The organism is Pseudoalteromonas sp. SG43-5 (assembly GCF_014164345.1).
In the GTDB taxonomy this organism is placed as follows: domain Bacteria; phylum Pseudomonadota; class Gammaproteobacteria; order Enterobacterales; family Alteromonadaceae; genus Pseudoalteromonas; species Pseudoalteromonas distincta.
Genome location: NZ_JACJFA010000001.1, coordinates 327,049 through 340,056 on the forward strand (window position 1 = coordinate 327,049; position 13,008 = coordinate 340,056).

Below are 13,008 nucleotides of genomic sequence, written 5' to 3' on the forward strand. Positions count from 1 at the left end.
TTTTATATTATTATCTAACTAATACAATAACTTTAACGGTTTTTAGTACTTGTAACAATTAAAATAACGTATAAACAATTCATCAAGCAATGCCTTGTTTTAGCGAGCAGTTGCTAATGTATTTAATGTGCATGAAGTTAGTATTAATTATTTAATGATGAACGACCATTTTGTAGCTTTTACAACTATCAGACTTGATAAACACCTGTTTACCAAAAGAGTTAATGCAGTTAGAGCTATGTACTTTTAAATTTCCCTGCTTTTGATAAGAATGCTTTTGTTTTTGGTAATTTCTTTAATTGACGATGTAAGTATTGGTGGTCATTTATCAATCGACCAATTGCAGATAAAGACAACTCATCTAAATGTTCAACTGCTTCAAGAGCACTTAATAGCCTTTGATCTTCTTTTTCCCAATCTTTTTTAAATTGTGTTGGCTTTTGGGCGGTGTTTGTCAAACTAGTTGTCGCGATCACTATGTTATGCACTCTCCGCTTTGACGATTTCTTGTTCAGGGTTTAAGTACACTTCTTTTGGTAAATCCCAATTACGAACATTACCACTCCAGCGCTCAGGGTGAGCATCCTTAGCACCTTGATATACCTCTTTTCTATTAGCCAATATTTCACCCGCCAATCCAGAATGTCTCTGATGTGGGCTAACGTATTTGATGCCACTATGCTTGTGGTTAAAATTATACCAATGACTAAATTTAAGCACCCAGTCACGTGCTTCTTCTATTGTTAAAAATCCTTTATAAGGATAACCAGGTCGATACTTACACGTTTTAAAAATTGATTCTGCGTAAGCGTTATCATTACTCACTCGTGGAAGATAGATTAAAAACAACATATGTCGCTATGAGTCGTCCTACCCATTTACTTTGTGTCGCAATGAAAAGAGAGCGAGTAAGTTGTGTTACATGTACCGGGGAAAAGAAAGATAATTGTAAGTGGGAAGTAATACCACAAACTGATAGGACACTTTAAAATGACAAAGCTTAACAAAATTTGATAGGCAACAACAGTTCATTACTGACGTTGCCGTTTATTTAATTAAGGAAATAAAGTCAAATACTTAAGATGAAATAGCCATAGTCTGTTGTTAGTTTTCGTATTTAGATACCCGCTTAATAATTTCTGGAATTTCTTCATACGATTCATACCAAATTATAGTGACTCCCAGTTCCTTCATTAGTTCTTCGTTGAGAGTGTGGTGTCTATCTAAAAATTTTTCTGCTGATTCAACATTTTCTATTTTAGATACGGTTTTCCCTTTTTCTTTTTCATAACAAAACTCTTTTGAGGAAAGACGTTTCATAAATGCAAAATGTTTACTTCTTTCAATATTTTTAGATGAAATCTCAAGCAATCTTCGAAGGTTAGGGTCTGTCATCGACAAACCAACCATCAGGCAAGTATTTTCTCTGAAAGAGTTTAATTGAACTAAATTAGACCAGTGATAAGAGTCGGAATAAATTTGATGGTAGCCTTCTTCAGAAAAAACTAAAGTGGATTCATCCAGCCCATCGAATGATTTCCTCTCTTCTGGCAAAAAGCCATGAACATGATAAATTGGCAACTCGTCAGGATCATAGCTTTCGTTATCTGTATAAATACACCGATGATGAATTGCATTATTTGATAGCTGCCTCTCAATCAAATCATCAAAATTATAGGTAACAACTGATTTTACTTTAGCTCCTGTTCTGCGGGGTAGACACATAGCAGCTATTGACTTGATTAACTCTGAGTCTATTTGAAAGTTGGTGTTTCGTAATTTATAAAGATTTTTAGTTACTGCCTCTATAAACAGCTTTGCTTCACCATCTCTCTTTGAAAGCCCTTTGCGTAAGTATCTTGCAGCCATTAATGCTGAAGGCTCATCTATGCTATTAAGCCTTTGAACAAGTTCACCAATATCTTTCTCTCCGATAGCCGTATCATCATCAAACTCTTGAGTTAAATAGGTAACAAAAAGAGAATTGAGTAACGTATTCCAATCAGGCATTCCTGCGCTACTTGAAACTCCAGCACCTAGCAATAGTGAAAACTGTCCTTTTTTATAACACTGTTTAAGGTTTTCTATTATTTCTTCGCGCTCTTCTTTCCAATCTCTTATGGGTTTAGATATTGCTGAAGAAAGCCTTAGAGCAAATAAATTATTTGCAATTTTGTTTACTACTTTCCTATGTTTAGCTGCTACTTTATTTAACTCTTGCGGCCCCCAAAAAGTAACTCTAAACGGAAGATTATTACGTGATAATTCTTCATGAAACCTATAAATAACTTTTTCTGGAATTGGTTTAGCTGAAATAACTAGAAGATTAGAAAATTTTTGTTCAACATATTCATTTAAAAATTGATGAGATAGCTTATCTAAAAACCTTCTTATTGAGCCTGTAGCAAGGTTAAATTTTATTTCAATAACCGTTGGGCCATCAAAAGAATCAAAGCCCTCTGGCGCAATTGCATCCCCAAACCTTGATGATTCAGTAGAGATCAGAAACCTTTTATCTTGGTTCTCTATGTGATGTTTAAATAGATGCTGAATAAAGGTTTCAAATGAATAGTAACTCTTAGGTCCACCTTCATCTATCCCTGAAATTATGTCATCAATAATCATTGTTCGATTGATACCCTTAAAAAACTTACAGCTTATTATGGAGACTTTCCAGTAATGTCCGTCTCATAATTTCCATTCAATTAATCTTAATATCCCATATTTTCATGGAATTAGGAATCACAAGGTTTAAATTATTACTCCAATTTGGATATTGCGGAGACATCTTTCTAATATGACTAAATTAATAACTAGGTTGTTTATTAATCAAAATGAATGACCTTTATGGCTTTTGAGACAGTCAGGCTTGGTAAAAAATCTATTTACCAAAAGTGTCTATTCAGGTTTGACCTAATGCATATCAAGTTTAGTGGCTCAATATTGTTTTCATTTAATTCGAATTGTCTTCATTTGTATTCGAATAAAACACTTAGGCGTACTGCCCACAAGCGAATCCACAGCTCCACGCATACTGGAAGTTGTAGCCACCAAGCCAGCCCGTTACATCGGTTACTTCACCTATAAAATATAAGCCTTTAGCTTTTTTAGCTTCAAAGGTTTTTGAGCTCAACTCGTCGGTATCTACACCGCCCAATGTTACTTCTGCTGTTCTATAACCTTCTGTGCCATTGGGTTTAATTTGCCACGCATGAATATAATTTACTAACTCATTTATTTGAGCATGGGTAAGCTGATTAATATTACAATCTGGTATCGCTTTGCTTTCGTGCAGTATTTCTATAAAGCGTTTAGGTAAAATAGTTGCAAGGCTATTTTTTAAGGACTTTTGGGCTTGCGTTTCTCGCCAATCAGCAAGTTGCTGCCTTAAATCAATTTCAGGTAATAAGTTTATAGTTACAGCCTGCCCTGCTCTCCAAAATGAGCTTATTTGCAATATTGCTGGGCCCGATAACCCTCGGTGAGTAAAGAGGATGTTTTCTTTAAATACGGTGCCGTCTTCGCTTGAAACTTCACAAGGGATACTAATTCCCGAGAGCCCTTCAAAACGCTCTTTATCATGCTGATGCAAAGTAAACGGCACAAGTGCAGCCATAGTTGGTAACACGCTTAAGCCAAACTGCTCTGCAATTTTATAACCTATTGGTGTAGCCCCTAGTTTTGGCATAGTTAAGCCACCTGATGCTATAACTAACGACTCACAGCTTAAGGTTTCTTGCTCTGTGGTAACGCTATAGCCGGTTTCGGTTTTTGATACGCTGATCACTTCACTGCGTAGTTTTATATTTACCCCGGCCCACTCACATTCGGTCAGTAAAATATCAACAATGTCTTGTGCATTGTTATCGCAAAAAAGCTGACCTAGTGTTTTATGGTGATACGCCAAGCCATGTCTGTCTACCAGCTCAATAAAGTCATGCTGTGTATAGCGACTTAAACATGATTTAACAAAATGAGCATTTGCGCATAAGTAGTTATCAGGGGTTGCGTTTTCATTTGTAAAATTACAACGCCCACCACCACTTATTAAAATTTTACGACCTGGTTTTTTCCCCATATCAAGTACTGTAACGCTTCGGCCACGGTATCCAGCTTGCGCTGCACACATTAATCCTGCAGCTCCCGCACCTATTACAATTACATCTACTTGACTCATTATTTTACCCTACTAAAAAATTTTTCCGATTATAGCAAAGTTTGATAGCTAACAACGTAGCATTTAAATTATTAGCAATAACACAACAAAAACGCATCAGTAATAAGTCGGGAATAATTACCCGCACAATAAACCAACCCTTTATACTTATTTTTAATTTATATGACAAATACTAAACAACGAGTAAACCGCTAAAAACCTGAGTTATAACTAAATGAAAGAGGTACATAATAAATTGATATTTTAACCTAGTTAACAGATCGTTTACTTTTGTTCCCGCATCGTGATCCTACATCACGAAATAATAAATAAAAATCTAGGGATAATTATGACAACAAGTAAAACTTTTAAAAGATGCGCAATTGCAATTACAGTTAGTACGCTTTTTGCTGCAACATCTGGCATGGCTCAATCAGTTTCAAGTTCAATGGCTGAAACATCGGCTAAACTACAAAGCCAAGGCGGTTTCGAAACTCAGTTCATTATTAAATATAAAAATAATAACGAAATGGCGAGCCTCTCAACTGCAGACGCAAGCCCAGCTAGCATGAAAAAGCGCGCACAAAGCTTTGTTAAAAACTTCGCTTCTAAAAAAGGCAAAGTAAAAGCAAAATACGTTCGTGCAATGGCACTTAATAATCATCACGTAATGCGTGCTGATAAAAAATTAAGTGCGGCTGAGGCCCAAGAGTTTATGCAAGAAATGGTTGATTCTGGCAATGTTGAATACATTGAAGTGGATCAAATGCTAAAGCCGTTTTCAACTCCTAACGATCCACGTTTTGATGACCAATGGCACTACTACGAGCAAGCCGGTGGTTTAAACTTACCGACCGCATGGGATACCGCAACGGGTAGCGGTGTAGTTGTAGCTGTACTAGATACGGGCTACCGCCCTCATGCTGATTTAAACGCTAATATTTTACCGGGTTACGATATGATCTCTAACCTTTCGGTAGCTAATGACGGTGGTGGTCGCGATAGCGATGCACGTGATCCTGGTGATGCAGTTGCTGCGAATGAATGTGGTACTAACGGTGCACAAAACTCTAGCTGGCATGGCACGCACGTAGCCGGCACAGTTGCTGCGGTAACCAATAACGGTGAAGGTGTTGCAGGCGTAGCTTATAACGCAAAAGTAGTGCCTGTTCGTGTACTAGGTAAGTGTGGTGGTTTAACCTCTGATATTGCAGACGGTATTATTTGGGCATCTGGTGGAAGTGTTTCAGGTATTCCTGCTAACTCAAACCCTGCTGATGTAATTAATATGAGTTTAGGTGGGAGCGGTTCATGTAGCTCTACAACTCAAAATGCAATTAACACAGCACGTAGTAACGGCACTGTGGTAGTTATTGCTGCAGGTAACGATAACGATAACTCAGCAAACTACAACCCAGGTAACTGTAACGGTGTAGTAAACGTAGCCTCAGTGGGCCGTAATGGCGGCAGAGCTTATTACTCAAACTACGGTAGCAATATTGATGTTGCAGCACCAGGTGGCGCACAAAGCTTTGCAAACGACTCTGAAGGCGTTCTATCAACTTACAATTCAGGTTCGTCTACACCTTCAAGCGACAGCTATGGCTTTTCACAAGGTACATCAATGGCTGCGCCCCACGTAGCAGGTGTTGCGGCACTTATTAAGCAAGCAAAGCCAGATGCAACGCCTGACGAAATAGAAAGTATTTTAAAATCAACTACCCGTTCGTTCCCTGCAACATGTACTAGCTGTGGTACGGGTATTGTTGATGCTGCCGCAGCTGTTGCAGCAGCAAGTGGCGGCACTACTCCACCTACCGGTGGCGATAGCGAGCTTATTAATGGTGAAGCTAAAACAGGTTTAAGTGGGGCTGCAAATGCACAAGCATTTTACACGATGACAGTACCAAGCGGTGCAACTAACGTAACATTCACTATGAGTGGTGGTACTGGCGATGCTGATTTATACGTACGTGCAGGCAGTAAACCTACAACTACTACCTATGATTGTCGTCCATATAAAGGCGGTAATAGCGAAGAGTGTTCTATTGATAACCCTACTGCGGGAACTTACCACGTAATGCTTAACGGCTACTCTGCGTATTCAGCTGTTAGCTTAGTAGGTAATATTACTGGTGGTTCATCATCGGGTGGCGGTTCAGGTACTCCACAAGCAGGTGGCGGCACTATAAGCGATGTGTCAGCCAATACTGGGCAGTGGAAACATTACACGTTAGATGTACCAGCTGGAATGAGTACGTTTACAGTAACAACATCGGGTGGCAGTGGCGATGCTGATTTATTTGTAAAATACGGTAGCCAACCAACAGCAAGCTCATACGATTGCCGCCCTTATAAAAATGGCAATGCAGAAACATGTACATTTACTAATCCACAAGCAGGTACTTGGCACTTAAGCGTTAACGCTTATAGCACTTTCTCTGGTTTAACGCTTAGCGGGCAATACCAACCGTAATTTAAAGTTTGAGCCTTTAATAAAAAAACCGATGTTGCTGCCAACATCGGTTTTTCAATAATAACTAGCAGATTAGTTAAAACTAAAATCTACACTTTATTACTGTTATAGCTTCTCTAGTACTGATTCTGCGCGGCTTACAACAAACTCTTTGTCTTGTTCTACAAATAAACCTGTTACTAGCGCATTTTCAATAATCATAGCGTAACGCGTTGAACGTATACCACCAAAACTAGCAGTATCTTTATCAAGCCCTAACGATTTAGTGAAACTTCCATCGCCATCCCCAAGCATTGTAATTTCTTGCGCGTTTTGTGAGTCACCCCATGCTTTCATAACAAATGCATCATTAACTGATACACAGTAAATAGCATCAACACCTTTTGCTTTAATTTTATCAGCAAGGGTAATAAATTCAGGTAAATGGGCATTTGAACACGTTGGTGTAAACGCACCAGGAACTGCAAATAACACGACTTTTTTACCTTCAAACAATTCTTTATTTGTAAGAGATTGCATACCGTCGTCAGTTAATTGCGTTAACGTCACTGCTGGTAATTCTTGGCCTTGCTCAATCATGGTAATTCCTTGAAAAGATTAATACAGAATAAGTAACAATCGTACTACGTAGCCTACTACTATGTATAAAAAGTACGGCTAACTTAGTAGCTCAAAACAGCCTACCATAGAACGAAGAATACGCGCTGTATTAAGGTAAATTCAAATCATTTATAAAACTTGAAAAATCATTACCTAGCTTTTCATCTCGCAGACTGTACTCAACAATTGCTTTTAAGTAACCTAACTTATCTCCACAATCGTGAGAGCGACCACTCATATGAAATGCTTCAACGGTTTCTTGTGCCATTAATGCGTCAATAGAATCTGTAAGTTGTATTTCACCGCCAGCACCTACAGACGTTTTTGCAAGTAGAGGCCAAATATTCTTACTCAGTACATATCGCCCTACAACAGCTAGATTAGAAGGCGCTAAATCTGCATCAGGTTTTTCAACCATTGCTTTAATTGCAGCACTTTTACCTGGCATTAACTCAACACCGTTTATATCAGCAATACCATATTTACTAACGTCTTCTTTAGCTACCGGCTCAAGCATTATTTGGCTTGCTTGAGTTTCTTTAAAGCGTTTAATCATGGCCGCTAAGTTTTCAGTTTCTTGATCCGCAGTATAGGCATCAAGTATCACATCAGGCAGGAGCACAACAAAGTTGTTATCACCAACTATTGGTTTAGCGCATAAAATAGCATGTCCAAGCCCTTTAGCTTCACCTTGGCGTACACTCATAATAGTTACATCAGGCGGACAAATAGAGCGAATTTCATCTAATAAAGCTCGTTTAACACGCTTCTCAAGAGTCGCTTCTAGTTCATAACTTGTATCAAAGTGGTTTTCGATTGCATTTTTAGAGCTATGCGTAACTAACACAATATCTTTAATACCAGCGGACACACATTCGCTGACAATATATTGAATTAGAGGCTTATCGACTATTGGGAGCATTTCTTTTGGGATAGCTTTTGTCATAGGGAGCATTCTCGTCCCTAAGCCAGCTACTGGAATTACAGCTTTCATATCTGTCCTTAGTGATTAAGTTTGTAAATAATATCAATTCGCTTAATTAAGTGATCTATTTTTAGGATGGAAAAACGTGTTGATAGCTAGGCAAAAAATTCGCTACTTAGTTGTTCTAAATAAGAATTTTTAACACCGGTAGCGACACGTTTAGCCCCGCAAAATAATTAAGTATTATTGCGTATTGGTACAAACTAGCAGATACAAAATAGATACCAGCTGAATAAAGTTACCTCTTTTGAAGAAGTAAATTTGAAGCTGTTTATTAAACAGAGACTCTACATTTTTGGTTATTTAAAATGAGCAGGTAAGTTATGAAGTTTATTAATGATTTTGTTGTGGGGTGAGATTACATTAGCTAAACGAAAAAAGCCTGGGTTTGCTATAAATAACAAACCCAGACCAATAAATTTCTAACTAAAGGTCGCGTTACAAAACCTTTTTATAATTAAAGACCTGCACGCTCTTTAATTACTGCAATAAGCGGTGAGCTGGCAAAATTCCCTTCAGCCCAAGCAATATCAGCACCATCTGTTAACGCACTTTTTGATAAGTTTTTAACTATATACTCACCAGTATCTACTGCATTACTAGCAACAGCATGACGTAATAAGTTATTACCATTACATTGTACTGCATCATAAATATTACGAATTTTTACACGAGAGCTTTTAAGCTTGCTGCGTAATCGGTTTTTATCGTCTGCCGCAATATATTCACAAATAGATACTGCTAATTGATCTTCAGCATTTACAGGTGCTGTATACGAAAACGAACTAACAGCTACAACGGCAGTAAGTGCAACTAGCTTTGGTAATTTAAACATGACAAACCCTTTATAATACTTTGTTCTTATATAGACTATCGAATATTATATCAATCTATCAAAATTTACGCAATAATGTTAACGTTCTTTATATAAAGTTACGAATTTATAACTAGATAAATTCTTGTCATCCGGATGGTTTTCTTGCTCTTCTTTCACGTACCAATTAGCAACTTTATTGTAATCAGGAAACTGTGTATCGCCTTTAACATCTAAATCAATAAAAGTTAGATACAGGCGCTCTGCTTTTGGTAAAAATTGCTCATAGATATTACCACCACCAATAATCATTACTTCTTCAGCAGTAGCAACGAGTTCTAATGCGGCATCTGGCGTAGTTACTACTTCAATACCCTGTGCAGTATATTCGCTGTTTCGAGTAATAATAATATTACGGCGCCCAGGTAATGGACGACCTATAGACTCAAAAGTTTTACGACCCATGATCACAGGCTTACCCGTAGTGACCTTTTTAAAATGCTGAAGATCTGCAGGTAAATGCCATGGCATTTTATTATCTAGACCAATTACACGGTTATTTGCCATTGCTGCTATCATTGAAATTATCATAATAAACACCTAGTACTTTATTCTTAAACAAAGAAAAAGGAGCATAAGCTCCTTTTTAGTAAATTCTATTTAATTAACGCTCGTAGACAACTTCTACGTCGTAATCATCTTCATCCCAGTCATCCCAATCATCATCATTGCCCTTACCTTTAGTGGCTTTTTCATGATAGGTATCCCACTTAAATTCAACTTCTTCATCTTCCACTTGTACAAACTTCTCTTTAGGCATGCTATCAAGTAGTGTCATTATGTTGTGGATTAATGGTTGAGTGTTAAGTTTATTAATTGCTGAAATGTGATAGATATTTTCAGTTTCGCCCAGCTCTTCTGCAATCGATTCGCATAACGCTTTTGCTTCATCCTCTGGTAATAAATCTATTTTATTAAATACTAACCAGCGTGGCTTCTCAGCTAATTTAGGGCTGTATTGGTGCAGTTCGTTAATAATCGAAAACGCATTATCAACAGGGTTTGAACCATCTACCGGCATTACATCAATGATGTGTAATAACACACGACAACGCTCTAAATGTTTCAAAAAGCGAATACCTAGGCCTGCGCCATCAGATGCACCTTCAATTAGACCCGGAATATCGGCTATAACAAATGATTTATTTGCTTCAGGACGTACTACACCTAAATTAGGAATAAGCGTCGTGAATGGGTAATCAGCTACTTTTGGTCTTGCTGCAGATACACTGCGGATAAACGTAGATTTACCGGCATTTGGTAATCCAAGTAAACCAACATCAGCTAATAATAGTAACTCTAATTTTAAGTTACGTACTTCACCTGGTGTGCCTAATGTTTTTTGACGAGGTGCTCGGTTAGTACTTGATTTAAAACGCGCATTCCCCAAGCCGTGGAAACCACCTTTTGCAACCAAAATTCGTTGACCATGTTGCGTTAAATCGCCAAGTCCCTCTTGGGTATCAACATCCATGATGCGCGTGCCTACAGGCACCATAACAAACAAGTCATCAGCTTTTCGGCCTGTACAGTTACGGCTACGACCGTTAGTACCACGTTCAGCTCTATGGAAGCGCTCAAACTGATAATCAATTAAGGTATTTAAGTTTTCATCAGCTTGTAGATAAACACTACCACCGTCTCCACCGTCACCGCCGTCTGGTCCACCATCTGGAACATATTTTTCACGACGGAAAGACACGATGCCGCTGCCACCGTCTCCAGCTTCTGCGCGAATTTCTACTTCATCTACAAACTTCATGATTACTCACTTTAGGGATTGGCTTGTTTAATAACTCTATTATATACCCAAGCCAGCACAAATGCAGGCTCGGGTATATATTGGCTGACTACAAAACAAAAAACCCCGCAAAGGCGGGGTTTTTAACTACCTTACTGATTACTCAGTTACGATAGTTACGTATTTACGGTTTAAAGGACCTTTTTGTTCAAACTGAACTTTACCATCTGCTTTTGCGAAGATAGTGTGGTCTTTACCGATACCTACGTTAGTACCAGGGTGGAAACGAGTTCCACGCTGACGAACAATGATGCTACCCGCTAGAACTGATTCGCCACCAAAACGCTTAACACCTAGGCGTTTGCTTTCTGAATCGCGACCGTTACGAGTACTACCAGCTGCTTTTTTATGTGCCATTTCTAAGTACCTCTAATTAAGCGCTAATGCTAGTGATTTTAACTTCAGTGAACCATTGACGATGGCCCATTTGCTTACGAGAATGCTTACGGCGTCTAAATTTAACAACCTTAATCTTCTCACCGCGACCATGTGAAACAACCTCAGCTGTTATCTTGCCACCGTTTACGAACGGTACACCGATCTCGATTTTCTCACCATCAGCAACTAAAAGTACTGAATCAAATTCTACTGCCGCACCAGTTTCAACGTCTAATTTTTCAAGACGAATCGTTTGACCTTCAGTCACACGATGCTGTTTACCACCACTTTGGAAAACCGCGTACATAATTAACTCCGTCTGTGCACCCTCAAATCGGCGCAACTAAAATATTCTTCGATAGGGCGCGAAGTTTACGCTAACGCGAAATAACTAGCAAGCCTATTTTGTAATTAAAATGAATAAAAAGTAGCTGCTTTGAGAGCAATTCAATATTTACCCCATTTTATATTAATTGGCCCTTTTGCCAAGCGCTTTTTAACTCTTAGCCGAAATAAATTAATGTACTTAAATATGACCCTCACAGCTCAATATCTAAGCACACCATAAACTCTATATTGATTATCAATTAATCAGTTATCTTGGCTAATTCAGTCTAAATTAAGTACTTTAATAGTGTTTTTTCAATCAATCGTCACAAAATATCGAGCTAGTGCATTTTTTGTTGTACAATCTGCGCCGTTCACACATAAAAATTGGCTCGGAGATCAATGGATATAAAAGCTATCCAGGCGTTAATCGAAAGCGATATGAATGACGTCAATCAACTTATACATGCGCAAATGCGCTCAGATGTGGCGTTAGTTAATCAGCTTGGTTTATATATAGTTAGCAGTGGCGGCAAACGCGTTCGTCCAATGCTGGCTATTTTAGCAGCCAAAGCGCTCGGTTATCAGGGTAAAGATCACATAACACTTGCAACAATTGTTGAGTTTATCCATACAGCAACGCTATTGCATGATGATGTTGTAGATGAATCAAACTTACGACGTGGCACGCCTACAGCAAATGCTGAATTTGGTAATGCTGCTAGCGTATTGGTTGGTGACTTTATTTACACTCGCTCATTTCAGCTTATGGTTGGCCTTGGAAAAATGCAGATTATGCAAGTACTTGCCGATGCAACAAACATTATTGCTGAAGGTGAAGTATTGCAGCTGATGAACTGCAATGACCCAGATACGACTGAAGCCAGCTATATGCAGGTTATTTACTCTAAAACGGCTAAATTATTTGAAGCAGCTACAGGCCTTGCTGCCATTATCACAGAGCAAGACCAAGCGACACTTGATGCACTAAACCTATACGGTATGCATTTAGGTACTGCGTTTCAACTAGTAGATGACGTACTCGATTACAATGCAGATGCTGAGCAGCTAGGTAAAAACATTGGCGATGATTTAGCTGAAGGCAAACCAACCCTTCCGCTTATTTATGCTATGCAACATGGTAGCGAGCAGCAAACACAGCTCATTCGTGATGCAATAGAGCACAGTAATGGTATGGAGCATTTAGAAGAAATTTTAACTGCACTAAAACAAACTAATGCGCTTGAGTTTACAATGCAAAAAGCAGAGCTTGAGGCCGAAAAAGCCATTGCCTGTTTAGACTTTTTAGCTGAGTCTGACTATAAGCAAGCACTTATAAGCCTTGCCCGTATTGCGGTTGACCGCGACCACTAGTTTTAACTAGTTAAGTTACACAGTGTGACATTAATTC

Annotated in this window: 13 protein-coding genes; 2 read left to right on the plus strand and 11 right to left on the minus strand. The window is 38.5% G+C overall.

Annotated elements, in window-relative coordinates; all coding sequences use genetic code 11:
* Nucleotides 1-236 precede the first annotated feature (236 nt).
* From H5161_RS01480 to H5161_RS01495, 4 genes are all read right to left on the minus strand, one after another.
* On the minus strand, nucleotides 237-476 hold the full coding sequence (locus tag H5161_RS01480) for a hypothetical protein (protein ID WP_182768546.1): 240 nt from the start codon (nucleotides 474-476) through the stop codon (nucleotides 237-239).
* Nucleotides 477-480: 4 nt separating this feature from the next.
* Nucleotides 481-852: an integrase core domain-containing protein gene (locus H5161_RS01485; RefSeq protein WP_182768547.1), complete on the minus strand. Its 372-nt coding sequence runs from the start codon at nucleotides 850-852 to the stop codon at nucleotides 481-483.
* Nucleotides 853-1,104: 252 nt separating this feature from the next.
* Nucleotides 1,105-2,625: an SIR2 family protein gene (locus H5161_RS01490; RefSeq protein WP_182768548.1), complete on the minus strand. Its 1,521-nt coding sequence runs from the start codon at nucleotides 2,623-2,625 to the stop codon at nucleotides 1,105-1,107.
* Between the two features lie 367 nt (nucleotides 2,626-2,992).
* Nucleotides 2,993-4,177, minus strand: a complete 1,185-nt coding sequence (locus H5161_RS01495; protein WP_182768549.1) for an NAD(P)/FAD-dependent oxidoreductase — start codon at nucleotides 4,175-4,177, stop codon at nucleotides 2,993-2,995.
* A 328-nt stretch (nucleotides 4,178-4,505) separates the two neighbouring features.
* On the opposite strand from H5161_RS01495, the gene H5161_RS01500 reads away from it, so the two are divergent.
* Nucleotides 4,506-6,632, plus strand: coding sequence for a S8 family peptidase (locus tag H5161_RS01500; protein WP_002957741.1), 2,127 nt, complete (start codon nucleotides 4,506-4,508; stop codon nucleotides 6,630-6,632).
* 105 nt (nucleotides 6,633-6,737) lie between these two features.
* Here the strand turns inward: H5161_RS01500 and H5161_RS01505 are convergent, their stop codons facing one another.
* From H5161_RS01505 to rplU, 7 genes are all read right to left on the minus strand, one after another.
* Nucleotides 6,738-7,211: a peroxiredoxin gene (locus tag H5161_RS01505; RefSeq protein ID WP_024594812.1), complete on the minus strand. Its 474-nt coding sequence runs from the start codon at nucleotides 7,209-7,211 to the stop codon at nucleotides 6,738-6,740.
* Nucleotides 7,212-7,341: 130 nt separating this feature from the next.
* Nucleotides 7,342-8,226, minus strand: a complete 885-nt coding sequence (gene galU / locus H5161_RS01510; RefSeq protein ID WP_024599885.1) for a UTP--glucose-1-phosphate uridylyltransferase GalU — start codon at nucleotides 8,224-8,226, stop codon at nucleotides 7,342-7,344.
* Between the two features lie 448 nt (nucleotides 8,227-8,674).
* Nucleotides 8,675-9,052: a DUF3718 domain-containing protein gene (locus tag H5161_RS01515; RefSeq protein WP_024594810.1), complete on the minus strand. Its 378-nt coding sequence runs from the start codon at nucleotides 9,050-9,052 to the stop codon at nucleotides 8,675-8,677.
* Nucleotides 9,053-9,130: 78 nt separating this feature from the next.
* A complete protein-coding gene (folA, locus tag H5161_RS01520) occupies nucleotides 9,131-9,622 on the minus strand; it encodes a type 3 dihydrofolate reductase (RefSeq protein WP_138489689.1) in 492 nt (163 codons plus the stop codon).
* A gap of 73 nt (nucleotides 9,623-9,695) precedes the next feature.
* Nucleotides 9,696-10,853 carry an Obg family GTPase CgtA gene (gene cgtA, locus H5161_RS01525; RefSeq protein ID WP_002957746.1) on the minus strand — a complete coding sequence of 386 codons (1,158 nt, stop codon included), beginning with the start codon at nucleotides 10,851-10,853 and terminating at the stop codon, nucleotides 9,696-9,698.
* Between the two features lie 138 nt (nucleotides 10,854-10,991).
* The gene (gene rpmA / locus H5161_RS01530; protein WP_002957747.1) at nucleotides 10,992-11,249 is read right to left on the minus strand and encodes a 50S ribosomal protein L27; all 258 of its coding nucleotides are present in this window, start codon (nucleotides 11,247-11,249) and stop codon (nucleotides 10,992-10,994) included.
* 16 nt (nucleotides 11,250-11,265) lie between these two features.
* On the minus strand, nucleotides 11,266-11,577 hold the full coding sequence (gene rplU / locus H5161_RS01535) for a 50S ribosomal protein L21 (protein WP_002957748.1): 312 nt from the start codon (nucleotides 11,575-11,577) through the stop codon (nucleotides 11,266-11,268).
* A 422-nt stretch (nucleotides 11,578-11,999) separates the two neighbouring features.
* On the opposite strand from rplU, the gene ispB reads away from it, so the two are divergent.
* Entirely contained in the window at nucleotides 12,000-12,971 is a 972-nt protein-coding gene (gene ispB, locus H5161_RS01540) for an octaprenyl diphosphate synthase (protein ID WP_024596483.1), read from the plus strand.
* Nucleotides 12,972-13,008 lie beyond the last annotated feature (37 nt).

Bases quoted from the DNA above. Each gene is read 5' to 3' on its own strand.
- H5161_RS01485 (WP_182768547.1), bottom strand. From the start codon at position 852: ATGTTGTTTTTAATCTATCTTCCACGAGTGAGTAATGATAACGCTTAC.
- H5161_RS01490 (WP_182768548.1), bottom strand. From the start codon at position 2,625: ATGATTATTGATGACATAATTTCAGGGATAGATGAAGGTGGACCTAAG.
- H5161_RS01495 (WP_182768549.1), bottom strand. From the start codon at position 4,177: ATGAGTCAAGTAGATGTAATTGTAATAGGTGCGGGAGCTGCAGGATTA.
- H5161_RS01500 (WP_002957741.1), top strand. From the start codon at position 4,506: ATGACAACAAGTAAAACTTTTAAAAGATGCGCAATTGCAATTACAGTT.
- H5161_RS01505 (WP_024594812.1), bottom strand. From the start codon at position 7,211: ATGATTGAGCAAGGCCAAGAATTACCAGCAGTGACGTTAACGCAATTA.
- galU (WP_024599885.1), bottom strand. From the start codon at position 8,226: ATGAAAGCTGTAATTCCAGTAGCTGGCTTAGGGACGAGAATGCTCCCT.
- H5161_RS01515 (WP_024594810.1), bottom strand. From the start codon at position 9,052: ATGTTTAAATTACCAAAGCTAGTTGCACTTACTGCCGTTGTAGCTGTT.
- folA (WP_138489689.1), bottom strand. From the start codon at position 9,622: ATGATAATTTCAATGATAGCAGCAATGGCAAATAACCGTGTAATTGGT.
- cgtA (WP_002957746.1), bottom strand. From the start codon at position 10,853: ATGAAGTTTGTAGATGAAGTAGAAATTCGCGCAGAAGCTGGAGACGGT.
- rpmA (WP_002957747.1), bottom strand. From the start codon at position 11,249: ATGGCACATAAAAAAGCAGCTGGTAGTACTCGTAACGGTCGCGATTCA.
- rplU (WP_002957748.1), bottom strand. From the start codon at position 11,577: ATGTACGCGGTTTTCCAAAGTGGTGGTAAACAGCATCGTGTGACTGAA.
- ispB (WP_024596483.1), top strand. From the start codon at position 12,000: ATGGATATAAAAGCTATCCAGGCGTTAATCGAAAGCGATATGAATGAC.